Annotated in this window: 22 protein-coding genes; 14 read left to right on the forward strand and 8 right to left on the reverse strand. The window is 67.5% G+C overall.

The window, feature by feature from the left end:
- The first annotated feature begins 111 nt into the window (after positions 1 to 111).
- Entirely contained in the window at positions 112 to 498 is a 387-nt protein-coding gene (locus TCCBUS3UF1_RS02075) for a hypothetical protein (RefSeq protein WP_014514845.1), read from the forward strand.
- Here the strand turns inward: TCCBUS3UF1_RS02075 and TCCBUS3UF1_RS02080 are convergent.
- Both TCCBUS3UF1_RS02080 and TCCBUS3UF1_RS02085 read right to left on the reverse strand, forming a co-directional pair.
- Positions 485 to 1,687 carry a TaqI-like C-terminal specificity domain-containing protein gene (locus TCCBUS3UF1_RS02080; RefSeq protein ID WP_014514846.1) on the reverse strand — a complete coding sequence of 401 codons (1,203 nt, stop codon included), beginning with the start codon at positions 1,685 to 1,687 and terminating at the stop codon, positions 485 to 487. The two genes, TCCBUS3UF1_RS02075 and TCCBUS3UF1_RS02080, sit on opposite strands and share 14 nt — an antisense overlap.
- A gap of 1 nt (position 1,688) precedes the next feature.
- On the reverse strand, positions 1,689 to 2,876 hold the full coding sequence (locus TCCBUS3UF1_RS02085) for a glycine C-acetyltransferase (RefSeq protein ID WP_014514847.1): 1,188 nt from the start codon (positions 2,874 to 2,876) through the stop codon (positions 1,689 to 1,691).
- Positions 2,877 to 3,028: 152 nt separating this feature from the next.
- Here TCCBUS3UF1_RS02085 and TCCBUS3UF1_RS02090 point away from each other — a divergent pair, with 152 nt between their 5' ends.
- The 9 genes from TCCBUS3UF1_RS02090 (at position 3,029) to trpD (ending at position 12,820) form a co-directional block, all read left to right on the forward strand.
- Positions 3,029 to 4,573: a S8 family peptidase gene (locus TCCBUS3UF1_RS02090; RefSeq protein WP_014514848.1), complete on the forward strand. Its 1,545-nt coding sequence runs from the start codon at positions 3,029 to 3,031 to the stop codon at positions 4,571 to 4,573.
- Between the two features lie 131 nt (positions 4,574 to 4,704).
- Positions 4,705 to 5,616 (forward strand): DUF4032 domain-containing protein, encoded by a 912-nt coding sequence (locus tag TCCBUS3UF1_RS02095; protein ID WP_014514849.1) that lies wholly within the window; start codon positions 4,705 to 4,707, stop codon positions 5,614 to 5,616.
- 352 nt (positions 5,617 to 5,968) lie between these two features.
- Complete coding sequence (locus TCCBUS3UF1_RS11590) at positions 5,969 to 6,487, forward strand: CsgG/HfaB family protein (protein ID WP_231291427.1); 519 nt, start codon at positions 5,969 to 5,971, stop codon at positions 6,485 to 6,487.
- A 104-nt stretch (positions 6,488 to 6,591) separates the two neighbouring features.
- Positions 6,592 to 7,251, forward strand: a complete 660-nt coding sequence (locus TCCBUS3UF1_RS02100) for a GntR family transcriptional regulator (RefSeq protein ID WP_014514850.1) — start codon at positions 6,592 to 6,594, stop codon at positions 7,249 to 7,251.
- A complete protein-coding gene (locus TCCBUS3UF1_RS02105) occupies positions 7,248 to 8,171 on the forward strand; it encodes a proline dehydrogenase (protein WP_014514851.1) in 924 nt (307 codons plus the stop codon). The genes TCCBUS3UF1_RS02100 and TCCBUS3UF1_RS02105 overlap by 4 nt, the downstream gene beginning before the upstream one ends.
- A gap of 10 nt (positions 8,172 to 8,181) precedes the next feature.
- On the forward strand, positions 8,182 to 9,732 hold the full coding sequence (gene pruA, locus TCCBUS3UF1_RS02110) for an L-glutamate gamma-semialdehyde dehydrogenase (RefSeq protein WP_014514852.1): 1,551 nt from the start codon (positions 8,182 to 8,184) through the stop codon (positions 9,730 to 9,732).
- A 139-nt stretch (positions 9,733 to 9,871) separates the two neighbouring features.
- Complete coding sequence (gene trpE, locus TCCBUS3UF1_RS02115) at positions 9,872 to 11,260, forward strand: anthranilate synthase component I (RefSeq protein WP_014514853.1); 1,389 nt, start codon at positions 9,872 to 9,874, stop codon at positions 11,258 to 11,260.
- A gap of 1 nt (position 11,261) precedes the next feature.
- Positions 11,262 to 11,843, forward strand: a complete 582-nt coding sequence (locus TCCBUS3UF1_RS02120) for an aminodeoxychorismate/anthranilate synthase component II (RefSeq protein WP_014514854.1) — start codon at positions 11,262 to 11,264, stop codon at positions 11,841 to 11,843.
- Complete coding sequence (gene trpD, locus TCCBUS3UF1_RS02125; RefSeq protein ID WP_014514855.1) at positions 11,831 to 12,820, forward strand: anthranilate phosphoribosyltransferase; 990 nt, start codon at positions 11,831 to 11,833, stop codon at positions 12,818 to 12,820. Before TCCBUS3UF1_RS02120 ends, trpD begins: the two co-directional genes overlap by 13 nt.
- 7 nt (positions 12,821 to 12,827) lie before the next feature.
- On the opposite strand, the gene TCCBUS3UF1_RS02130 is transcribed toward trpD, so the two are convergent.
- From TCCBUS3UF1_RS02130 to TCCBUS3UF1_RS02155, 6 genes are read right to left on the reverse strand one after another with little or no spacing between them, the layout of a single operon-like run.
- Complete coding sequence (locus TCCBUS3UF1_RS02130; protein WP_014514856.1) at positions 12,828 to 14,054, reverse strand: adenylosuccinate synthase; 1,227 nt, start codon at positions 14,052 to 14,054, stop codon at positions 12,828 to 12,830.
- An 11-nt stretch (positions 14,055 to 14,065) separates the two neighbouring features.
- The gene (locus TCCBUS3UF1_RS02135) at positions 14,066 to 14,953 is read right to left on the reverse strand and encodes an aldo/keto reductase (RefSeq protein ID WP_014514857.1); all 888 of its coding nucleotides are present in this window, start codon (positions 14,951 to 14,953) and stop codon (positions 14,066 to 14,068) included.
- On the reverse strand, positions 14,950 to 15,618 hold the full coding sequence (locus TCCBUS3UF1_RS02140) for a queuosine precursor transporter (protein WP_014514858.1): 669 nt from the start codon (positions 15,616 to 15,618) through the stop codon (positions 14,950 to 14,952). The genes TCCBUS3UF1_RS02135 and TCCBUS3UF1_RS02140 overlap by 4 nt, the downstream gene beginning before the upstream one ends.
- The gene (hpt, locus tag TCCBUS3UF1_RS02145) at positions 15,615 to 16,160 is read right to left on the reverse strand and encodes a hypoxanthine phosphoribosyltransferase (protein WP_014514859.1); all 546 of its coding nucleotides are present in this window, start codon (positions 16,158 to 16,160) and stop codon (positions 15,615 to 15,617) included. Before hpt ends, TCCBUS3UF1_RS02140 begins: the two co-directional genes overlap by 4 nt.
- Positions 16,157 to 16,855, reverse strand: coding sequence for a pseudouridine synthase (locus TCCBUS3UF1_RS02150; protein ID WP_041433947.1), 699 nt, complete (start codon positions 16,853 to 16,855; stop codon positions 16,157 to 16,159). Before TCCBUS3UF1_RS02150 ends, hpt begins: the two co-directional genes overlap by 4 nt.
- Positions 16,855 to 17,643 carry an enoyl-CoA hydratase/isomerase family protein gene (locus TCCBUS3UF1_RS02155; RefSeq protein ID WP_014514861.1) on the reverse strand — a complete coding sequence of 263 codons (789 nt, stop codon included), beginning with the start codon at positions 17,641 to 17,643 and terminating at the stop codon, positions 16,855 to 16,857. Before TCCBUS3UF1_RS02155 ends, TCCBUS3UF1_RS02150 begins: the two co-directional genes overlap by 1 nt.
- A gap of 45 nt (positions 17,644 to 17,688) precedes the next feature.
- On the opposite strand from TCCBUS3UF1_RS02155, the gene truB reads away from it, so the two are divergent.
- The 4 genes from truB to TCCBUS3UF1_RS02175 are packed head-to-tail and all read left to right on the forward strand — an operon-like array spanning position 17,689 to position 21,640.
- Entirely contained in the window at positions 17,689 to 18,627 is a 939-nt protein-coding gene (gene truB, locus TCCBUS3UF1_RS02160) for a tRNA pseudouridine(55) synthase TruB (RefSeq protein ID WP_014514862.1), read from the forward strand.
- A 2-nt stretch (positions 18,628 to 18,629) separates the two neighbouring features.
- Positions 18,630 to 19,739, forward strand: a complete 1,110-nt coding sequence (gene ald, locus TCCBUS3UF1_RS02165) for an alanine dehydrogenase (protein ID WP_014514863.1) — start codon at positions 18,630 to 18,632, stop codon at positions 19,737 to 19,739.
- 1 nt (position 19,740) lies between these two features.
- Entirely contained in the window at positions 19,741 to 20,082 is a 342-nt protein-coding gene (locus tag TCCBUS3UF1_RS02170) for an Asp23/Gls24 family envelope stress response protein (RefSeq protein WP_014514864.1), read from the forward strand.
- A complete protein-coding gene (locus TCCBUS3UF1_RS02175; protein ID WP_014514865.1) occupies positions 20,075 to 21,640 on the forward strand; it encodes a DAK2 domain-containing protein in 1,566 nt (521 codons plus the stop codon). Before TCCBUS3UF1_RS02170 ends, TCCBUS3UF1_RS02175 begins: the two co-directional genes overlap by 8 nt.
- Positions 21,641 to 21,656 lie beyond the last annotated feature (16 nt).

The following is a 21,656-nucleotide window of genomic DNA, read 5'->3' on the forward strand; positions in this document are numbered from 1 at the left end:
TTTCCCTTGAGGAAGCCCTGAGGTGCCCTCCAGCCTCCCTAGTCTATTGGGTTTAAGTCCAAACTGCATGGGTGGCTTTCCCACCCCCAGCCGCTGCCTTATGATGCCCCCATGCCGGTTCTGGTCTACCTGCACGCCCTCCTGGGGGTTTTCCTCCTCCTGGCGGTGCCCGCCTTGGCCCTGGTGGGGCTTTGGGGCTTCCTGAGGCCCCTTCCTCCCCGCTTTTATGCCGGTTTGCGGGGGGTGGCCTGGGTGGCCATCCTCCAGGTGGTCTTGGGCTTTCTCCTTTTTTTCCTGGGCCTTAGGCCCAAGGAGGGGCTCCACCTCCTTTACGGTCTCCTCTTGGCGGCGGGGCTGCACTACCTGGGGGGCCTCGAGCCCGGGGGCTGGTTCCACCGCGGCCTCAAGGACCCCCCCAAGCGCCCTGAGCTCTTCGTGGCCTTGGGCCTCCTGTTCGCCCTAGGGCTTGTCCTCCGCGTCTACTTCACCGGGCGGTAAGGAGGTCCCGGGGCAGGGGAAGCCTCTCCAGCATGGGCCGGGTCAGGTGGGGGACCACTTCCCGGTAAAGCCCCCGGTAGTAGGCCTGGACCAGGGGACCGTTGAGGTAGGCCACCAGGCCCTCGGGGTCCACCCGCACCCCTTCTTTGGGTAGGAGGTGGAACTCCTCCCGCCAGGGGTAGGCCCTTTCGTCCCAGGCGGCCACCACCCGGTAGTGGCGGGTGTGGCCCACCACCAGGTGGGGCAGGGCGTAGAAGGGCTTCAGGAGGTGCACCGCCCCCTTGGGGAAGTAGAGGCCCGAGTAGGGAGTGGCGTAGTCCACGGTTCCTGGCCCCAGGTTCCGCCCGGTAAGGACGGGCACCAGCCCCGGCCCCGGGGCCGGGCGGGTCAGGGGATGGGCCTTGATCTCGGGGCTGCGGGCGGCGAAGTGGAGGTGGAAGGCTTCCCCCAAGGGCACGCCTTCCCTTTCCAGGGCCAGGCCCTCGGGGTGGGGGAAGCGGATCATGGCTCCCTGCCAGTGGGGGTCTTCCAGGAGGGGGGCCGGGGAGGCTCCCAGGGCCAGGCCCTCGGCTTCCCAAAGCCGAAGCCCCTTTCCCCCCTTGCGGAAAGCCAGGACCGTGGCCCGGACCTTGAGGCCAGGGAAGACCCGGCCCAGGTAGTAGACCTCGAGGGCCCCTTCCCGGGCCAGGAAGGCCCTCAGCTCCCGGAACTCCTCCAGCACCATCCAGCCCGCCGGCACCACGTAGACCAGAAGCCCCCCGGGCCGCAGGAGCTCCACCCCTTTTTCCAGGAAGGCCCCATAGAGGTTGTACCGCCCCCGCCAGGTGCGGAACCTCCCCCGGTAAAGCCGCCGAAGCCCGGGGGGGATCCTGGCCCCCGCCCCCAGGGCCCCGTAGGGGGGGTTTCCCAGGATGAGGTCGAAGGCCTCCTGGGGTTCCCAAAGGAGGAAGTCCGTCACCACCCCGTGGGCCCAAGGGGGGAGGTCCAAGGCCTTTCGGTCCACCTCCACCCCGTAGAAGCGGTAGCCTGCCCCGTGAACCTCGCGGAAGGCCCGCAGAAAAGGGCCGTGGGCGCAGGCGGGCTCCAACACCCGCCCCCCCAGGGGGGCCTCGGCCAGGCCCACCATGAAGGCCACCAGGGCCGCGGGGGTGGGCACCTGGCCCAGGCTGGTTCGGGGTAAGGGGGTCATCCTAGGGGATGAGGCCCAGCCTCCTTCCCACCTTGGCGTAGGCCTCGAGGGCCCGGTCCAGCATCTCCTGAGTGTGGGCGGCGGTGACGATGTTGCGGATGCGGGCCTTCCCCCGGGGGACGGTGGGGAAGCCGATGCCCACGGCGAAGACGCCCTCTTCCAGGAGCATGCGGCTGGCCTCAAAGGCCACGGGGGCTTCCCCGAAGAGGACGGGGGTAATGGGGGTTTGGCTCCCCAGGGTGTCGTAGCCCAGACGGGCCAGCTCGGCCTTGAAGTAGCGGGTGTTCTCCCAAAGCCGCTCCACCCGCTCGGGCTCCCTCTCGATGAGCTCCAAAGCCCCCAGGAGGGCTCCCACCACCGCCGGGGGGTGGCTGGTGGAGAAGAGGAAGGGCCTGGCCTTGTTGATGAGGAGGTCCTTGAGTTCCAGGGCCCCGGCGGCATACCCCCCCACCACGGCCCAGGCCTTGGACAGGGTGGCCACCTGGATCACGTCGGGGTCCCCGTGAAAGCCGAAGTGGTGCACCGTGCCCTTGCCCTTCTCCCCTAAGACCCCGCTCCCGTGGGCATCGTCCACGTAGACCACGGCCCCGTACTTCTTGGCCAAGGGGACGATCCGGTCCAGGGGGGCGATGTCCCCGTCCATGGAGAAGACCCCGTCGGTGACGATGAGCTTCAGGCCGTCCGTATCGTGGGCCTTCAGAAGCTCTTCCAGGTGGTCCACGTCGGCGTGGCGGTAGACCAGCCGGGTGGCCTTGGTGAGGCGGAGGCCGTCGATGATGCTGGCGTGGTTCAGCTCGTCGGAGAAGACCAGGTCCCCTTCCTTGAGGAGGCTGCCCAAAACCCCCTGGTTGGCGGTGAAGCCCGACTGCAGGACCAAGGCGCTTTCCGTCCCCTTGAAGCGGGCCAAGGCCTCCTCCAGCTCCAGGTGGTAGGTGAAGGTGCCGGCGATGGTGCGCACCGCTCCGCTTCCCGCCCCCCAGCGCTCCAGGTAGGCCCGGGCCTTTTCCTTGAGGTAGGGGTGGTTGGCAAAGCCCAGGTAGTTGTTGGAGGCGAGGTTCACCACCTCCCGCCCATCCACCCGGGTCACGGGTTCCTGGGGCGCCTCGAGGACCCTGGGGCGGATGTATAGCCCCTCCCGTTTCAGTCGCTCCAGTTCCTCCTGCACGCGCTCGCGCAAGGAAAGGCTCATGGCCCTATCTTAAGGGGAGATAGGGTAGGGGACGGCGCTAGGGCTTTGAACTTTGAACAGGGAAGCTTTCTAAGCGGGGCTTGACGGAACTTCCTCCTTGGCGTAAGGTGAGGCCGGTTTCACCTTAGCGTTGCCTAACCGTAGGAGGAAGTATGGTCCACACGTATCGGGCGTGGCTTTTGGGCGGGGTGTTGCTGCTTTTGGCTGCGTGCCAAGTGGGGCCCACAGGCCAGGGTCCCGCTAGGGGGCCCGAGGCTACCTTGGCCCCGGTGTACAACGCAGAAAGCCCGGATGCAGTCCCTGGACAATACATCGTAGTCTTCAAGAAGGGTGCAGCTGAGGCGACGCTGGCCGCTCTTCAGGCTGACCGGGAGGGTTTGGCCCCCTTGGGATTGACCCCGCAAGAGGTGCGCATCCAGGCGGTATATACGGAAGCCCTAGAGGGCTTTGCGGCGCAGTTGAGTGTCCGTGCCCTGGATACCTTGCGGAAGGACCCTCGGGTGGAGTTTATAGAGGCGGATACCTACGTACGCCTTCAGGCCACCCAGACCAATCCCCCTTGGGGGCTGGACCGTATTGACCAGCGGGGCCTGCCCCTGGATGCCCGTTACACCTACACCCTTACCGGTGCTGGGGTCAACGTTTACGTGATAGACACCGGTATCCGTACCACCCATGCGGATTTTGGCGGTCGGGCTTTCGTGGCCTACGATGCCCTGGGCGGTAACGGGCAGGATTGCAATGGGCATGGCACCCACGTGGCGGGTACGGTGGGGGGGACCACCTATGGCGTGGCCAAGGGGGTTAGACTCTACGCGGTTCGGGTGCTGGACTGCAATGGTTCCGGTACCAACTCCGGGGTCATTGCCGGCGTCAACTGGGTCCTCCAAAACCACGTCAAGCCGGCGGTGGCCAACATGAGCTTAGGAGGAGTTGCTTCCACCGCTCTGGATACGGCGGTGAAGAACGCCATCGCCGCAGGGGTTACCTTTGCTGTGGCTGCGGGCAACGAGAACCAGGACGCCTGCCTTTCCTCCCCCGCCCGGGTCCCTGAGGCCTTGACCGTGGGGGCTACCACCAACACCGATGCCCGGGCCAGCTTTTCCAACTACGGTAGCTGTTTGGACATCTTTGCCCCTGGCCAAAATATCCTCTCGGCTTGGCACACCTCGGATGCGGCTACCAACACCATCAGCGGTACTTCCATGGCCACTCCCCACGTAGCTGGTGTGGCAGCCTTGTACCTACAGCAAAATCCCACGACTACCCCAAGCCAGGTGGCTGCCGCTATCCTAAACGGGGCTACCCCGGGAGTGGTGAGCGGTGGGGGTACGGGTTCCCCTAACCGCCTTCTTTACAGCCTGGTTTCTGGAGGGGGTTCCGACGAGCCCTGCACGGGCTGCGAGAAGTACACGGGAACCCTTTCCCAAGGGGCTTCCGCCTATCAGCCCAATGGGAGCTACTACTACAGCTCGATTTCCGGCACCCATGAGGGTTACCTCCAGGGGCCGAGCGGAACCGATTTTGACCTTTACCTCCAGAAGTGGAATGGGGCCGCCTGGACTACGGTAGCCAGCGCCACCACCGCTTCTTCCACGGAGAGCATCCGCTATAGCGGTACCGCGGGGTATTACCGTTGGCGCATTTACGCCTATAGCGGTTCGGGGGCCTACACCTTCTGGATGAAGCGGCCCTAGGGGGCCAGGCACTCCGCCGGGCGGACCCTGGTCCGCCCGGTTTTGCTGGTGAGAGGGTATTTCCCAGGAGACCGCCCTCACACTTTTCTGACCGGAAGGCGCTACCCTAGAAAGGGGGTGGTAGCGCTTCCATGAGGGGGCATCTGCAGGCGGAAACCGAAGCCGAGCGCCTGGAGCGCCGCGTGAAACTCCTAGAGCTCCTCCACCGCCTCAGGGGGGAGCCAGACGAGCTCCTTCCCTTTCACCAGGCCCTGGCCCTGAGGCCCAAAGGGGAGCACCACCTGGGCCTCCGCACCATAGAGGTGGACAAGGTGGTAGGTTCGGTGGACCGCTACGAGGACTTTGACCGCCACTTCCTGCCCAAAACCCTCCACACCCTGGAGCGGTGGAAGCGCCTCCGGGCCTTGCAGCTGGAAGGGGTAGAGCTCCCCCCCATTGAGGTCTACCAGGTGGGGGAGGCCTACTTTGTCAAGGATGGCCACCACCGGGTGGCCCTGGCCAAGGCCACGGGACAGAAGTACATGGATGCCTACGTGATCGCTTTGGACGTTCCCGTGCCGGTGGAGCCGGGGGATACGCTCAAGGACCTGATCCTGAAGGCGGAGTACGCGCATTTTCTGGAGCAAACCAGGCTAAAGGAGCTGGTGCCCGACGCGGAGGAAATCCGCTTCACCGCCTTGGGCCGGTACGACCTCCTCCTGGACCACATCGCCACCAGGCGCTACTTCAAGGGCCTCGAGGAGGGGCGCGAGGTGTCCTGGGAGGAAGCGGTGGTGGACTGGTACCAGAACCTCTACCGCCCCACGGTGGAAGCCATCCGCCGTTTGGGGCTGTTGCGGGACTTTCCTGGGCGTACCGAGGCCGACCTGTACCTCTGGGTGATGGACCACCGCTACTTCCTGGCCCAGGAGCTGGGGGTGGACCTAGGCCCCGAAGGGGCGGCCCGCTCCTACGAGGCCCGGTTTGGCCCCCGCTGGAAGCGGCTTGGGGGGTGGCTTAAATGGCTTTTTAAGCACTCGATACAAATCCCATTTGACTTTTGACTTTACTTCATATATTAAGTTAAATGTAACCGCCATAGTTTGGCGGTTTGCTAGACGAAGGTAGGTGATAGCCGTGAAAAGGACAACTTTTCTTCCAACAGTTCTGTTACTCGCACTAGCTGCTTGCGCTCCTCAGGTAACAACCAAGGTGGATTCAGGCTTGGCTCCAGACAACCCTTATGCTGCCTACACAGGTCCCCGGGCCAAAGTGGTCATTGCATCATTCCCTTGTAAAGCGGAAAAGTGTGGGCCTGGAGTAGATCCATCCCAAGTAGGAGCAGCAGTTTTGGGGCGCCTTTTTGGAGTGGAGGTATCTACTAGCCGGGGAGACTTGGGATCGGGAGTTGCTGACATGCTTACCACGGCCCTCATTAATTCAAATCACTTCATTGTCTACGAGCGTTCTATTCTTGATCAGCTTCAGAAAGAGGCTAGTCTAAGCAACCAAGGCCAGCAGCTCCAGGGAGCAGAAATTCTCATTACTGGTACAATTACCTCCTTTGAGCCAGATGCAGGAGGCAGTAGGGGGGGAGGCGGAGGTCTTGTGGGCGGCTTACTAGGGATGCTTGGCGGGGGGCAGAAGAAGGCATATGTAGCCGTAGACTTCCGCGCGGTGGACGTCCGTACAGGGGCTGTAGTGGCTGCTTTCCGTGTGGAAGGTGAGGCTACGGATAGCGATTTTGGTGGATTGTTGGGTAGCCTGGTTCCCGGAGCGGCCTTGGGTGGTGCGTTGAGCCAATACCAAAAGACGCCAATGGGTAAGGCGCTGGCAGTTATGGTGGGAAAGGCAGTAGAAGAGCTAATCCGCCGTATACCCCCTTCTTATTTCCGATATGGTCCAGATGGCAGGCCTTTACCAGGTCGGAGTTAACTTCTAGCCTGGACAGAGAGCTCAAGGGGGGGCGGTTTCAAGGCAGACCGTCCCCGCTGCTTGTTATTGACTTTATCTGCCCTGCCTAATATCCTGTATACAGGATGCAAGCCCTGGGTTTTCGCCGACCCAACCAGGTGCGCGAGGCCGTGTACGGCCACCTGAAGGCCCTCCTCCTCTCGGGCCGCTTTGCTCCTGGGGAAAGGCTTTCCGAACCCCTTTTGGCCCAGGAGCTGGGGGTTTCCCGCACCCCGGTGCGGGAGGCCCTGATGCGCCTGGCAGAGGAGGGCCTGGTGGAGCTGGTGCCGGGGAAGGGGGCTAGGGTCCGGGTCTTCACCCTGGAGGAGGTGGAGGAGGTCTATGGGGTGCGGGCCCTCCTCGAGGGCGAGGCGGCCCGGGAGGCTGCCCTTAGGGCCACCCCTTGGGAACTGGCCGAGCTGGAAGCCCGGCTGAGGGCCATTGACGAGGCCCCCGCGGAGGACTATCCCGAGCAGATGCGCCGGGACCTGGAGTTCCACCGGGGCCTGGTGCGCCTTTCCGGGAACAAGACCTTGGCCCGCCTCTACGAGGACCTCCTCTCCTCCTTGGCCCTCGTCCGGAGCGCCCTCCCCACCCTTTCCCAGGATGAGGCCACCCGGGAGGAGCACCGGGCCATCCTCGAGGCCCTAAGGCGGCGGGACCCGGAAGGGGCCAAGCGGGCGGTGGAGGCCCACGTGGCCCGGTTTCGCGACCTGGTGGTGGAGGCGCTTCGGAGGAGGGTATGAACCTGGACTTGCTCTATCGTCAAGCCGTGCTTTCCGTGGCGGGCAACCCGCGGGTGGAGGGGCTCATCAAGACCCGGGCCAGGAGCCTGGTGCGCCGCTACGTGGCGGGGGAGAGCCTGGAGGAGGCCCTCAGGGCGGCGGAGGGGCTGGAGCGGCAAGGGGTGCACGCCATCCTGGACCTCCTAGGGGAGATGGTGCGAAGCGAGGCCGAGGCCCGGGCCTTCCAGGCGGGGATCCTGGAGCTGGTGCGCCGGGTGGCGGAGCGGCCCTGGCCCAAGTACGTCTCCCTCAAGCCCACCCAGCTGGGGCTGGACCTCTCCGAGGGCCTGGCCCTGGAGCTCCTTAGGGAGATCCTCCGGGAAGCCGAGCCCAGGGGGGTCTTTGTCCGCATGGACATGGAGGACTCCCCCCGGGTGGAGGCCACCTTGCGCCTCTACCGGGCCCTGCGGGAGGAGGGGTTTAGCGGGGTGGGGATTGTTCTGCAAAGCTACCTCTTCCGCACGGAGAAAGACCTTCTGGACCTGCTGCCCTACCGGCCCAACCTCCGCCTGGTGAAAGGGGCCTACCGGGAGCCCAAGGAGGTGGCCTTCCAGGATAAGCGCCTGATCGACGCCCAGTTCCTGCACCTGGGGAAGCTGGCCCTAAGGGAAGGGCTTTACGTGGCTTTCGCCACCCACGACCCCCGGCTCATCGCCGAGGTGAAGCGCTACGCAGAGGCCATGGGCTTTCCCAAGACCGCCTTTGAGTTCCAGCTCCTCTATGGGGTACGTCCGGAGGAGCAGCGGCGCCTTGCCCAGGAGGGGTATACCGTGCGGGCCTACGTGCCCTACGGCCGGGACTGGTACCCCTACCTAAGCCGCCGCATCGCCGAGCGGCCGGAAAACCTCTTTTTGGTGCTCAGGAGCCTCCTAGGAGGCTAGGGAGGAAGCCATGACCGTGGAACCTTTCCGCAACCAGCCCATAGAAACCTTTGCCAGCGAAGAGGCCAGGCGGGAGATGAAGGAGGCCCTAAGGCGGGTGCGGGCCGAGTTTGGCCGCCACTGGGGCCTCTACGTGGACGGGGCCTGGGTGGACACGGGGGAAACGATCCTCTCCCTCAACCCTTCCGCCCCCAGTGAGGTGGTGGGGAGCACCGCTAAGGCGGGGAAGGCCGAGGCGGATGCCGCCCTCGAGGCCGCCTGGCGGGCCTTTAGGACCTGGAAGGACTGGCCCCAGGAGGACCGGAGCCGCCTTCTTCTCAAGGCCGCGGCCATCATGAGGAGGAGGCGGCGGGAGCTCGAGGCTACCCTGGTCTACGAGATCGGCAAGAACTGGGTGGAGGCCAGCGCCGAGGTGGCCGAGGCCATTGACTTCCTGGAGTACTATGCCCGCCAGGCCCTCAGGTACAAGTACCCCTCGGTGGAGGTGGTGCCCTACCCCGGGGAGGACAACGAGAGCTTCTACATCCCCTTGGGGGCTGGGGTGGTGATCGCCCCCTGGAACTTTCCCCTGGCCATCTTCACCGGGATGATCGCCGGACCGGTGGCCGTGGGCAACACCGTGGTGGCCAAGCCCGCCGAGGACACGGTGGTCATCGCCGCCAAGGCCTTTGAGATCTTCCACGAGGCCGGTTTCCCCCCCGGGGTGGTGAACCTCCTGCCCGGGGAGGGGCGGGACGTGGGGGCCTACCTGGTGGAGCACCCCAGGACCCGGTTCATCAACTTCACGGGGAGCCTCGAGGTGGGCCTCTGGATCCACCAGGCCGCGGCCAGGCTGGCCCCAGGGCAGCGCTGGATCAAGCGGGTTTTCCTGGAACTTGGGGGCAAGGACGCCATCCTCGTGGACGAGACCGCGGACCTGGAGGCGGCCACCGAGGGGATCCTGGTCTCCGCCTACGGCTTCCAGGGTCAGAAGTGCTCGGCGGCAAGCCGCCTCATCGTCACGGAAGGGGCCTTTGAGCCCCTGATGGAGCGCCTCCTCCCCCGCGCCCAGCGCCTGGTGGTGGGCCCCGCGGAGGAGAACCCCGACTTAGGCCCGGTGGCCTCCAAGGCCCAGGAGGAGAAGATCCTCTCCTACATTGAGATCGGCAAGGGGGAAGGGCAACTGGTTTTGGGCGGGGTGCGCCTGGAGGGGGAAGGGTACTTCATCGCCCCCACGGTCTTCACCGGGGTGCCCCCCACGGCCAAGATCGCCCAGGAGGAGATCTTCGGCCCGGTGCTTTCCGTGATCCGGGTGGGGGATTTCGCCGAGGCCCTGGAGGTGGCCAACAGCACGGTCTACGGCCTTACCGGCGGGGTGTACTCCCGCAAACGGGAGCACCTGGAGTGGGCCCGGAGGGAGTTCCACGTGGGCAACCTCTACTTCAACCGCAAGATCACCGGGGCCCTGGTGGGGGTCCAGCCCTTTGGCGGCTTCAACCTCTCGGGTACCAACACCAAGGCCGGCGGCCCCGACTACCTCCTCCACTTCCTGGAGATGAAAAGCGTGGCCGAGCGCTTCTAGCCCCCTAGACCCCAAGGGGCCTCCTGGGCTATCCTTGGGGCATGACCCTGGCCTTCGCTCCCTGGTGGCCCGGCTAAGCCCCGGGGCGGAGGCGGTCCATCCCCGGGGTGCACCCCGGGGGTGTTGTTTAGGAGGTGGGATGGAACCCATCAGGCCCTTTCGCAAAACCCTCCTGGCGGACCTGGAAACCCCCGTGACCGCCTACCTGAAGCTTTCCGAGAAGGCCCCCGTGAGCTTTCTCCTGGAGTCCGTAGAAAGGGGGCGGCAAAGCCGCTTTTCCATCGTGGGGGTAGGGAGCCGGCGCACCTTCCGCCTCAAGGACGGGGTCTTCACCGTGAACGGGAAGCCTGTGCCCACCCAGGACCCCTTGCGCACCCTTTACGAGGCGGTGCACGCCCCCCTGGAACGCCACCCCGACCTGCCCCCCTTCTTCGGCGGGGTGGTGGGGTACGCCGCCTACGACCTCATCCGTCACTACGAGCGCCTGCCCAGCCTCAAGCCCGATGACCTGGGCCTGCCCGACCTCCTCTTCGTGGAGCCCGAGGTGGTGTTGGTCTTTGACCACCTGAAAAGCCTCCTCCACCTGGTGGCCCCGGGACGGGACCCCGAGGAGGCGGAGGCCCGGCTCCGCTGGGCCGAGGGGCGGCTCAAGGGGCCCCTTCCCGGGGTGCCAGGGGAGCGGGCGGGGGGGCGGGCCCGCTTCCGGGCGGACCTCGCCCGGGAGGCCTACCTGGAGGCGGTGGAGCGGGCCCTGGCCTACATCCGCGCCGGGGACATCTTCCAGGTGGTCCTTTCCCTGAGGCTTTCCTCCCCCCTCACCGTCCACCCCTTCGCCCTCTACCGCGCCCTCCGCAGCGTGAACCCCAGCCCCTACATGGGCTACCTGGACCTGGGGGAGGTGGTGCTGGTCTCCGCCAGCCCGGAAAGCCTCCTGCGCTCCGACGGGCGCAAGGTGGTCACCCGGCCCATCGCCGGGACCCGTCCCCGGGGGAAGGACGAGGAGGAGGACCAAAGGTTAGCCGAGGAGCTCCTAAGGGACGAGAAGGAGCGAGCCGAGCACGTGATGCTCCTGGACCTTTCCCGCAACGACCTAGGCCGGGTGGCGGCCTTCGGCAGCGTGCGGGTGGTGGAGCCCATGCACGTGGAGATGTACTCCCACGTGATGCACCTGGTCTCCACCGTGGAGGGGGTATTGGCCGAAGGGAAAACCCCCCTGGACGCCCTGGCCAGCGTTCTCCCCATGGGCACGGTCTCCGGGGCCCCCAAGATCCGGGCCATGGAGATCATTGAGGAGCTGGAGCCCCACCGCCGGGGGCCCTACGGGGGGAGCTTCGGCTATCTGGCCTACGACGGGGCCATGGACGTGGCCCTCACCCTGCGCACCTTCGTGATCGCCCAGGGGCAGATGCACGTGCAGGCGGGGGCGGGGATCGTGGCGGACTCCGTGCCCGAAAGGGAGTACGAGGAGTGCGGCAACAAGGCCAGGGCGCTCCTAAGGGCGGTGGAGATGGCGGAGGAGGGGCTTTGAGATGCGGGTGCTGGTGATCGATAACTACGACAGCTTCACCTACAATCTGGTGCAGTACCTGGGGGAACTGGGGGCCAACCCCATCGTGTGGCGGAACGACCAGTTTGCCCTCGAGGAGGTGGAGGCCCTGGACCCGGACCGGATCCTCATCAGCCCCGGGCCCTGCACGCCCCTGGAGGCGGGGCTTTCCCTCCCCCTCATCGCCCGCTACGCCCCCCGCTACCCCATCCTGGGGGTCTGCCTGGGCCACCAGGCCATCGGCATGGCCTTTGGCGGGAAGGTGGTTCCCGCCCCCCTCCTCATGCACGGCAAGGTGAGCGCCATCCACCACGACGGCACCGGGGTATTCCGCGGCCTACCCAACCCCTTCCCCGCCACCCGCTACCACTCCCTGGTGGTGGAGGCCGTGCCGGAGGCCCTGGAGGTGAACGCCTGGGTGGAGGAGGCCGGGGGGCGCACGGTGATGGGGTTCCGCCACCGGGACTTGCCCACCCACGGGGTGCAGTTCCACCCCGAAAGCTACCTGACGGAGGCGGGCAAACGCCTCTTGAAAAACTTCCTGGAGGACCCATGGACGCGGTGAGAAAGGCGCTTTTGGGCCAGGTGCTGAGCGAGGAGGAGGCCTATGGGCTCATGGGGGCCATGATGCGGGGGGAGGTTTCCCCGGTGCAAACCGCCGGGGTCCTCACCGCCATGGCCCTGAGGGGGGAGACCCCGGGGGAGATCGCCGCCATGGCCCGGGCCATGCGGGAGGCGGCGCGCCCCTTACGGGTGGGGCGGAGGCCCCTTTTGGACCTGGTGGGCACCGGGGGGGACCACCAGGGGCTTTTGAACCTCTCCACCCTGGGGGCCCTGGTGGCCGCCGCCGGGGGGGTGGCCGTGGCCAAGCACGGGAACCGGGCGGCGAGCTCCAAAGCGGGGAGCGCCGACCTCCTGGAGGCCTTGGGGGTGGACCTCGAGGCTCCCCCCGAGCGGGTGGGGGAGGCCATTGAGGCCCTGGGCTTCGGCTTCCTCTTCGCCCGGGTCTTTCACCCGGCCATGCGCCACGTGGCCCCGGTCCGGGCTGAGCTGGGCATCCGCACCGTCTTCAACCTCCTAGGCCCCCTCACCAACCCCGCGGGGGCCGACCGCTATGTGCTTGGGGTCTATAGCCCCCGCTGGCTTTCCCCCATGGCCGACGCCTTGGAGCGGCTTGGGGCCAGGGGGCTGGTGGTCCACGGGCAGGGGGCGGACGAGCTGGTCCTTGGGGAAACCCAGGTGGTGGAGGTGGGGAAAGGGGCCTACACCCTGACCCCCGAGGCGGTGGGGCTTTCCCAGCACCCCCTGGCCGCCTTGCGGGGGGGAAGCCCGGCGGAGAACGCCCAGCTGGCCCGCCGCCTCCTCAAGGGGGAGGAAAGGGGCCCCTTGGCCGAGGCCGTGGCCTTGGCGGCGGGGGCGGGGTTGTACGCTGCGGGCAAGGCGGAAAGCCTGGAGAAGGGCGTGCGCCTTGCCCAGGAAGTGCTAGCGAGCGGGGAGGCCTACCTGCTTCTGGAGCGGTACGTGGCCTTTCTCAAGGGCTGACGCGGCCCTATACCCAGCTCACCGCCCCGAAGGTGTCCTCCCGCCGGGGGCTGGTGGAGAACAGGACCACGGGGATGCCGGTATGCTCCTCAATGAGCTCCAGGTAGCGGAGGAGGCTCTTGGGCAGGTCCTCCCGGCCCCTTATCCCGGAAAGCTCCCCCCAGCCCGGAAGCTCCAGGTAGCGCACCGCCTCCGGCCTGGCCTCCCCGGGCCGGGCCCCGTCCAGGTACTCCACGGCCACCTTCACCCGGGGTAGCCCCGAGAGCACGTCCAGCTTGGTGAGGGCCAGGCCGTCAAAGCCGTTCACCTCGCAGGCGTACTTGAGGGCCACCAGGTCCAGCCAGCCCACCCTGCGGGGCCTGCCCGTGGTGGTGCCGTACTCCCCGCCCTTTTCCCGCAGGTGGTGGGCCAAGTCCCCGTGGATCTCCGTGGGGAACGGTCCTTCCCCTACCCGGGTGGCGTAGGCCTTGGCCACCCCGTAGACCTTGGTGAGGGCCTTGTGGGAAAGGCCCGTGCCCACCAGGATCCCCCCCACCGTGGGGTGGGAGCTGGTCACGTAGGGGTAGGTGCCGTAGTTGAGGTCCAGAAGGGTGGCCTGGGCCCCCTCAAAGAGGAGGCGCTTTCCCTTGCGCACCGCTTCCCGCAGAAGGCTTCCGGTGTCCGCCACGTAGGGGGCCAGGATCTCCCGCATGCGCCTTAGGTCCTCCAGGGCCTTGGTTTCCGTGTCCCAGCCCGCCTCCCGGGTGGAGTTGGGCTTTTCCAGGAGGAGGCGGCGCACCCTTTCCTGCAGCACCCCCTCGTCCAGGAGGTCCCCGGCCCGGATCCCCACCCGCCGGGCCCGGTCCGAGTAGGCGGGGCCGATGCCCCGGCCCGTGGTGCCCACGAAGTTGTGGCGGCTTTCCACGTGCTTGTGGTGGGGGAGGACCAGGTGGGCCCTCTCCGAGACCAGGACCTTGGGCCGGAAGCCTTCCCGCTCCAGGGCCAGAAGCTCCTCCTGGAGGCGGAAGGGGTCAATGACCATCCCATCCCCCAGGACGTTCACCGCGTGGGGGTGGATGACCCCCGAGGGCAGGAGGTTCAGCTTGAAGACCCGGCCCTCGGCCACCACGGTGTGCCCGGCGTTGGCCCCGCCCTGGTAGCGGATGACGTAGTCCGCTTCCTTGGCCAGGGCGTCCACCACCTTGCCCTTGCCCTCGTCCCCCCATTGCGCTCCGATGATGGCGATCCCCGGCATCCCCCTAAAGCTTACGATGCCCCCTCGAGGCGGGCCACCTCCTCGGGGCTCAGGGCGATGCGCAGGGCCTCGGCGTTCTGCCGCGCCTGCAGGGCGTTTTTGGCCCCAGGGATGGGGAGAGCCCCCTTCTCCACCAGGTAGCGCAGGGCGATGGCGGAGGGGCTTACCCCCTTGGCCTCGGCCAGCTCCCTTAGGAGGGGAAGGAGGCGCCGCACCCCCGCCAGGAGGGGGCGGTACTTGGCGCCCCGGTACCCCTTGGGGGGGCGGTCGGGGTCCAGCTTTCCCGTGAGCCAGCCCATGGCCAGGGGGCTATAGGCCATGAGGGCGATCCCCTCCCGGCGCAGGGCGGGAAGGTGGGCCTCCCACCCCCTTTGCAGCAGGCTGTACTCCACCTGGTTGGCCAGGAGGGGGACCCGGTGGCGGTCCAGGACCCCCTTGACCGTTTCCAGCTGGGCCATGGAAGCGTTGGCCACCCCCACCCCCCGGGCCAGGCCCCTTTCGTGGGCCTCGGCCAGGGCCTCGGCCCAGACCCTGAGGGGCACCGGGGGCCAGGGCCAATGGAGGAGGTAGAGGTCCACCGCCTCCACCCCAAGCCGTCCCAGGCTTCCCCTTAAGGCCCGGAGGAGGTCCTTGCGGGAAAGCCGCCAGGGGTAGGGGAAGAACTTGGTCACCAGGTAGGGCCGCACCCCCGCTTCCCTCATAAACTGCCCTAAAAGCCTCTCCGAAAGGCCAAAGCCGTAGAACTCCGCCGTGTCCCAGAGGCCTACCCCGGCCAGGAGGCTTTCCCGGAAGGCCTCCCTCAGATCCCCTTCCCCGTAGTCCCGGCCATACCCCCAGAACAGCCGGTCCCCCCAGGCCCAGGTACCTACCCCCATGAAATGGCTGAAAAGCGGGTTCATGCCAGCCGGAAAGGGTTGAAGTCCGTGTCCCGGTCGTAGACATCCAGGCCCTCGGCCCGCTTGAGGAAGCCCACCACCAGGTAGGTGAGGGGGAGCATGAGGGCCTCTACCCCCAGCTTGAAGGCGTAGTTGGAAAGGAAGACGGCGAGGAGGACCTCCGGGGGCAGGACCCCGTAGAAGGCCACCAGGAGGAAGAGGGCCGTGTCCAGCCCCTGCCCCACCAGGGTGGAGGCCAGGGCCCTGAGCCAGAAGAGGCGCCCGGCCGTGCGCACCTTGAGCCGGGCCAGCACGTAGGCGTTGGCGAACTCCCCGGCGAAGTAGGCCAGGAGGCTACCCAGGACGATCCTGGGGGTGAGGCCTAGGAGAAGGGTGAAGGCCTGGCCGTAGCGCTGGCTTTCCCCGTCCGGAGGAGCGGGCAGGGCGGCCACGGCCTGGAAGGTGAGGGTGGCGAGGAGGAGGGCCAAAAACCCCGTCCAGATGACCCGCCGGCTCTTGCGGTAGCCATAGACCTCGGTGAGAACGTCCCCGAAGATGTAGGCCAAGGGGAAGAGGAGGGTGCCCCCGTCAAAGGTGAAAGGCCCCAGGACCACCAGCTTGGTGGAGGCCACGTTGGAAACGAGAAGGACGGTGGCGAAGAGAGCGGTGATGAGGTCCAGGTACCTCATTCTTCCTCCGGGCGGATGGAGGTGATGAAGGGCAGGTTGCGGTCAAACTGGGCCCGGTCCAGGCCGTAGCCGTAGACGTAGGCGTCCTGGATCTCAAAGCCCAGGTAGTGGATGGGCACCTCCACCTGGCGGCGGGAGGGCTTGGAGAGGAGGGCGGCCACGCGCACCGAGGCGGGTTTGCGGGCCTCGAGGTAGTCCAGGAGGTAGGCCAAGGTGAGCCCGCTGTCCACGATGTCCTCCACCACGATCACGTCCCGCCCATGGATGGGCAGCCTCAGGTCCTTGATGAGCTCCACCTCCCCGCTGGTGCGGTAGGCGTTGCCGTAGGAGCTGATGGAGATGAAGTCCAGGGTAAGGGGAAGGGGGATGGCCCGCACCAGGTCGGCCATGAAGATAAAGGCTCCGTTGAGGACGCAGATGAGGTGGGGCGTTTTCCCCTGGTAGTCGCGGGCGATCTCCTGGCCCAGCTCCGCCACCCGCTTGCCGATGGCCTCGGCGCTGATCTGCACGGGTCCGTTCCCCGCGGTAAACATGCCCTTCATTCTACCGGGCTTTCCCCGAGGAGGGCCGCCACCTCGGCTTCCGAAAGCCGGCGCCACTTCCCCGGGGGCAGGTCCCCCAGCCGGATGGGCCCCACCTGCACCCGGAGGAGGCGCTTCACCGGGTAGCCCACCGCCTGGAGCATCCGCCGCACCTCCCGCTTTCGCCCCTCGGCCAGGGTGAGGAAGCCCCCTCCGGGGGCTGGGCGGCAGGCCAGGGCCCGGGCGGGGCCGTCTTCCAGCTCCACCCCCTCCAGGAGCTTCCGGCAGACCCCTGGGGGCAGGGTGCCCCCCTCGGTCCAGACCCGGTAGACCTTCCGCACCCCGTACCGGGGGTGGGTGAGGCGGAGGGCCAGGTGGCCGTCGTTGGTGAAGAGGAGGAGGCCCTCGGAGTCCCGGTCCAGGCGGCCTGCGGCCTGCAGGCCGGGGATGGGGGGGAGGAGCTCGTAGACCGTGCGCCGGGCGTGGGGGTCGGCCCGGGTGGTGGTGTAGCCGCGGGGCTTGTGCAGGGCCAGGACCACCCGCTCCCCTGGGGGGGGGACCCGTTTCCCGTCCACCTCCACCAGGTCCTCCGGCCCCACCTTCTGCCCCAGCACGGCCACGGCCCCGTTCACCCGCACCCGGCCCTGGCGGATGAGGGCCTCGGCCTTCCTGCGGCTTGCCACCCCGGCGCGGGCCAGGTAGGCCTGCAGGCGCATCATGGGAACTCGGGCTCCCGCTTCTCCTTGAGGGCCCTGAGCCCGGCCTGGACCTCCTCTCCGGTGAAGCCTAGGAACTCCAAGGCCAAGGAGACCTCAAACTGGGGAAGGAAGGCCCGCAGCCAGCCGTTCAGGGCGTGCTTGGTGTGGTGAAGGGCCTCCTTGGGCCCCCGGGCCAGGCGCTCGGCCACCTCGAGGGCCTTCCCGTACACCTCCCCATCCTCCACGGCCAAGGCCACCAGGCCCAGGCGCTCCGCCTCCTCCCCGGTGAGGGGTTTCCCCAGGAGGAGGTGGTACTTGGCCTTGGCCATCCCCACCAGGAGGGGCCAGAGGAGGACCGCATGGTCCCCCGCCGCCACCCCCAGGCGGAGGTGGCCGTCCAGGAGCCTGGCCCCTTTCCCCACCACCGCCACGTCCGCGGCCAGGGCCAGGGCCAGCCCCGCCCCCACCGCCACCCCTTCCACGGCGGCCACCACGGGCCTGGGGAAGTTCAGGGGCCCCAAGACCAGCTCCCTGGCCTCCCAGAAGACCCGCATCCGGGCCTGGTGGGAAGCCTGGATTTCCTCAATGAGGGCGAAAGAGCCTCCGGCGGAGAAGACCCCGCCCTCCCCCCGGAGGAGGACGGCCCGGACCTCCCCAAGGCTCTCCAGGTCCCGCCACACCTGGGCCAGCTCCCGGTGGGCCTGCGGGCCCAGGGCGTTCAGCTTCTCCCCCCGGAAACCCACCTCCAGTACCCCGGGCCGGGGCCAGGCGAAGCGCAGGGAAGGGTAACGTGCTTCCAGGTCCATAGGTCCATTCTTCCTCCCGCGCCTGGGTGGTACAATCCCCTAGGCATGGCCCTCTACGCGGTGGATAAGCCCCTCCACCTCACCTCCCACGATGCGGTGGAGGAGGCCAGGCGTCGCCTGGGGACGCGACGGGTGGGGCATACGGGCACCCTGGACCCCTTGGCCACGGGGCTCCTCCTCCTGGTCTCCGAGGAGAGCACCAAGCTGGTGCCCTTCCTCTCCGGGGAGGAGAAGGAATACCTGGCCTGGGTTTCCTTCGGCGCCACCACCCCCACCCTGGACGCCGAGGGTCCGGTGAGCGAGGAGGCTCCGGTGCGTTTTGACCGGAGGGATTTGGAAAGCGTTTTACCTTCCTTCTTGGGGCTCAAGGAGCAGGTACCCCCCCTCTACTCGGCCATCAAGGTGGGGGGCAAGCGGGCCTACGAGGCGGCCCGGGAGGGTAGGCCCTTGGAGCTTGGCCCCAGGCCGGTGCGCTACGTGGAGGTGGAACTCCTGGCCCTGGATCCCGAACCCATCCCCCACCCCATCGCCCCTTCGGCCCGGGGTTGGCGGCTGGCGGAAAAGGGGGGGCGAAGGGTGGAGCTTCCCCGGCCCCTGGGGGCTTACCCCACGGCGGTGATCCGCCTGGTGGTGGGGCCGGGCACCTACGTGCGGGCCTTTGCCCGCGACCTGGGGGAAAAGCTCAAGACCAAGGCCTTCCTCTCGGGGCTGGTACGCACCCGCATCGGCAAGGTGGGCCTGGAGCGGTCGGTGCGCCTTGCCGAGCTTTCCCCGGAGAAGGCCATCCCCGAGCCCGATGTCCTGCCCTTTCCTGTGGTGGAACTCTCCCATACCGAGGCCAGGCGCGTCCTGGAGGGCATTCCCCTGCCCATCCCCGCCCTGGGCTACGTGACCCTGGTAGACTCCCGCAGGCGGCTTTTGGCCATCGCGGAGGGCGATGGCTTCAAGCTGAAGATCCGTCGGGTTTTCGTAAAGGAGGCGTGACCATGGTGATCGGCGTGCCCAAGGAGATCAAAACCCTGGAGAACCGCGTGGCCCTCACCCCGGGTGGGGTGGAAAGCCTGGTGAAGCGGGGCCACACCGTCTTGGTGGAGCGCGGGGCGGGGGTGGGCTCGGGCCTATCCGATGCCGAGTATGAGCGGGCGGGGGCTGAGCTGGTGAGCCGCGAGGAGGCCTGGGGGGCGGGGATGGTGGTCAAGGTGAAAGAGCCCCTGCCCGAGGAGTACTCCTTCCTCAGGGAAGGGCTTATCCTCTTTACCTACCTGCACCTGGCCGCGGACCGCACCCTTACCGAGGCCATGCTGAGGAGTGGGGTCACGGGGGTGGCCTACGAGACCGTGCAGCTTCCCGATGGCTCCTTGCCCCTTTTGGTGCCCATGAGCGAGGTGGCGGGGCGGATGGCCCCCCAGGTGGGGGCCCAGTTCCTGGAGAAGCCCCACGGAGGCCGGGGGGTCCTCCTGGGCGGGGTGCCGGGGGTGGCCCCGGCCAGCGTGGTCATCCTGGGTGGCGGTACCGTGGGCACCAACGCCGCCAAGATCGCCCTGGGCATGGGGGCCCAGGTAACCATCCTGGACGTGAACCACAGGCGCCTCCAGTACCTGGACGACGTCTTTGGCGGGCGGGTGGTCACCCTGACCGCCACCGAGGCCAACATCAAGAAGAGCATCCAGCATGCGGACCTCCTCATCGGGGCGGTCTTGGTCCCCGGGGCCAAGGCCCCCAAGCTGGTTACCCGGGAGATGCTTCCCCTGATGAAGGAGGGCTCGGTGATCGTGGACGTGGCCGTGGACCAGGGCGGGTGCGTGGAGACCATCCGTCCCACCACCCACGCCGAGCCCACCTACGTGGTGGACGGGGTGGTGCACTATGGGGTGGCCAACATGCCGGGGGCGGTGCCCCGTACCAGCACCTTCGCCCTTACCAACCAGACACTGCCCTATGTGCTGAGGCTGGCGGAGCGGGGCCTCGAGGCCCTCCGGGAAGACGAGGCCCTCCTCAAGGGCCTCAACACCCACAAGGGCTTCCTCACCCACCCCGGGGTAGCCGAGGCCTTTGGCCTGCCCTACACGCCCCCCGAGGAGGCCCTAAGGAGGTAGGATGCAAGGCCGCGTGACCATTACGGAAAGCGCCCTGGCCTCCCTGCTGGGCCTGGCGGCCCACGAGGTGCCGGGGGTGGTGGGGATGGCCCCGGCGGGGCTCAAGGACCAGGTGGTGCGCATCCTAGGGCGCCAGGAGGCCAGCGAGGGCGTGGTGGTGCGCCAGGACCCCATGAACCCTGGCCGGTACACCGCGGACTTCTACGTGGTGGTGGCCGTGGGCACCCGTATCCCCACGGTGGTGGAGTCCCTGGCCGAACGGGTGGCCTTTGCCGCCAAAAAGCTTGCCGGGGTGGAGTTCTCCCAGGTGCGGGTCCACGTGGTGGGGGTGGGGCGTGGGTAGCTGGACGCCGGTGGAGCTGGCCGAGGCCTTCCGCTACGCCACGGACTGGTTCCGGGTGTACGTGGAGGAACTCAACGCCCTCAACGTCTACCCGGTTCCCGACGGGGACACGGGCACCAACATGCACCTCACCCTGCAGTCGGCTAGGCGGGAGCTGGACCTGGCCGACACCCGCAAGATGCCCGAGGTGGCCCGGGCCATCGCCTACGGGAGCCTTCTGGGGGCCCGGGGCAACAGCGGGGTGATCCTCTCCCAGATCCTCAAGGGCTTCACGGAGGCCATCCGCAAGCGGGAAGCCCTGGACGCCAAGGCCTTGGCTGAGGCCCTGCGCCAGGGGGCGGAAACCGGTTACAGGGCGGTGATGAAGCCGGTGGAGGGCACCATCCTCACCGTGGCCCGGGCGGCGGCGGAAGGGGCCCACGGGAATACCCTGGAAGAGGTTCTGGAAAGCGCCCTCATCGCGGCCCAGGCGGCCTTGGCCCGCACCCCCGAGCTCCTGCCCGTTCTCAAGCAGGCCGGGGTGGTGGACGCAGGCGGGGCAGGGTATGTGCGCTTTTTGGAGGGAATCCGGGGTTATGCCCTGAAACTCCCCCTCCCCGAGCCCCCCAAGGTGGAGCGTTACGCCCAGACGGCCTTCGCCACCGAGGAGTTCGGCTACTGCACGGAGTTCCTCATGGAGGGGGTGGAGGTCCCCATTGAGCGGATCCGCGAGGCCGTAGCCCCCTTCGGGGACTCCCTGTTGGTGGTGGGGGCGGAAGGCTACGTGAAGGGGCACATCCACACCGACGACCCCGATGGCCTCCTCTCCACCGTGGCCCGCTTTGGCCGCATGGTGCGGACCAAGGTGGAGGACATGACCGAGCAGCACACGGAGATCCTGGCCATGGCCGGCCTCCTGGAGGAGGCCCCGCCCCCCACGGGCCTGGTGGCGGTGGCCTTGGGCCACGGGCTGAGCAAGGCCTTCCGCAGCCTGGGGGCCCGGGTGGTGGCCGGGGGGCAGACGCAAAACCCCAGCGTGGAGGACCTCCTCTCCGCGGTGCGGAGCCTTCCCAACCCCAAGGTGATCCTCCTGCCCAACAACCCCAACGTCTTCCTGGCGGCGGAGGAGGCCGCCCGGTTGGCCAAGGAGGCGGGCAAGGAGGTGTACGTCCTCAAGACCCGCACCCTGGGCCAGGGCCTGGCGGCGGCGGTGCGCTACCTGCCCGAGGCCGAGCCCGAGACCCTCCTCCCCGAGATGGAGGAGGCGGCCCAAGGGGCCAGGACCCTCGAGGTCACCTGGGCCAGCCGGGACGCCGAGGTGGAGGGGCTAAAGGTCCTCAAGGACAAGCCCATCGGCCTCCTGGATGGGAAGCTTGTCCTGGTGGGGGAAAGCCCTGAGGAGGTGTTGGAGGGGCTCATCCGCTTGGCCCAGGAAGGCAAGGAGGTCCTCACCCTTTTCCTGGGGCCCAACACCCCTAGGGAAAAGGCGGAGGCCGTGGCCCAGAATTTTCCCCATTTGGTGGTGGAAATCCTCCCCGGGGGTCCCGACCTTTACGCCTACCTGGGGGTCTTGGAGTAGCTAAAGGAAAGCCCAA

It is taken from the genome of Thermus sp. CCB_US3_UF1 (genome assembly GCF_000236585.1).
GTDB lineage: Bacteria > Deinococcota > Deinococci > Deinococcales > Thermaceae > Thermus.

Bases quoted from the DNA above. Each gene is read 5' to 3' on its own strand.
- TCCBUS3UF1_RS02075 (WP_014514845.1), top strand. From the start codon at position 112: ATGCCGGTTCTGGTCTACCTGCACGCCCTCCTGGGGGTTTTCCTCCTC.
- TCCBUS3UF1_RS02080 (WP_014514846.1), bottom strand. From the start codon at position 1,687: ATGACCCCCTTACCCCGAACCAGCCTGGGCCAGGTGCCCACCCCCGCG.
- TCCBUS3UF1_RS02085 (WP_014514847.1), bottom strand. From the start codon at position 2,876: ATGAGCCTTTCCTTGCGCGAGCGCGTGCAGGAGGAACTGGAGCGACTG.
- TCCBUS3UF1_RS02090 (WP_014514848.1), top strand. From the start codon at position 3,029: ATGGTCCACACGTATCGGGCGTGGCTTTTGGGCGGGGTGTTGCTGCTT.
- TCCBUS3UF1_RS02095 (WP_014514849.1), top strand. From the start codon at position 4,705: ATGAGGGGGCATCTGCAGGCGGAAACCGAAGCCGAGCGCCTGGAGCGC.
- TCCBUS3UF1_RS11590 (WP_231291427.1), top strand. From the start codon at position 5,969: ATGCTTACCACGGCCCTCATTAATTCAAATCACTTCATTGTCTACGAG.
- TCCBUS3UF1_RS02100 (WP_014514850.1), top strand. From the start codon at position 6,592: ATGCAAGCCCTGGGTTTTCGCCGACCCAACCAGGTGCGCGAGGCCGTG.
- TCCBUS3UF1_RS02105 (WP_014514851.1), top strand. From the start codon at position 7,248: ATGAACCTGGACTTGCTCTATCGTCAAGCCGTGCTTTCCGTGGCGGGC.
- pruA (WP_014514852.1), top strand. From the start codon at position 8,182: ATGACCGTGGAACCTTTCCGCAACCAGCCCATAGAAACCTTTGCCAGC.
- trpE (WP_014514853.1), top strand. From the start codon at position 9,872: ATGGAACCCATCAGGCCCTTTCGCAAAACCCTCCTGGCGGACCTGGAA.
- TCCBUS3UF1_RS02120 (WP_014514854.1), top strand. From the start codon at position 11,262: ATGCGGGTGCTGGTGATCGATAACTACGACAGCTTCACCTACAATCTG.
- trpD (WP_014514855.1), top strand. From the start codon at position 11,831: ATGGACGCGGTGAGAAAGGCGCTTTTGGGCCAGGTGCTGAGCGAGGAG.
- TCCBUS3UF1_RS02130 (WP_014514856.1), bottom strand. From the start codon at position 14,054: ATGCCGGGGATCGCCATCATCGGAGCGCAATGGGGGGACGAGGGCAAG.
- TCCBUS3UF1_RS02135 (WP_014514857.1), bottom strand. From the start codon at position 14,953: ATGAACCCGCTTTTCAGCCATTTCATGGGGGTAGGTACCTGGGCCTGG.
- TCCBUS3UF1_RS02140 (WP_014514858.1), bottom strand. From the start codon at position 15,618: ATGAGGTACCTGGACCTCATCACCGCTCTCTTCGCCACCGTCCTTCTC.
- hpt (WP_014514859.1), bottom strand. From the start codon at position 16,160: ATGAAGGGCATGTTTACCGCGGGGAACGGACCCGTGCAGATCAGCGCC.
- TCCBUS3UF1_RS02150 (WP_041433947.1), bottom strand. From the start codon at position 16,855: ATGCGCCTGCAGGCCTACCTGGCCCGCGCCGGGGTGGCAAGCCGCAGG.
- TCCBUS3UF1_RS02155 (WP_014514861.1), bottom strand. From the start codon at position 17,643: ATGGACCTGGAAGCACGTTACCCTTCCCTGCGCTTCGCCTGGCCCCGG.
- truB (WP_014514862.1), top strand. From the start codon at position 17,689: ATGGCCCTCTACGCGGTGGATAAGCCCCTCCACCTCACCTCCCACGAT.
- ald (WP_014514863.1), top strand. From the start codon at position 18,630: ATGGTGATCGGCGTGCCCAAGGAGATCAAAACCCTGGAGAACCGCGTG.
- TCCBUS3UF1_RS02170 (WP_014514864.1), top strand. From the start codon at position 19,741: ATGCAAGGCCGCGTGACCATTACGGAAAGCGCCCTGGCCTCCCTGCTG.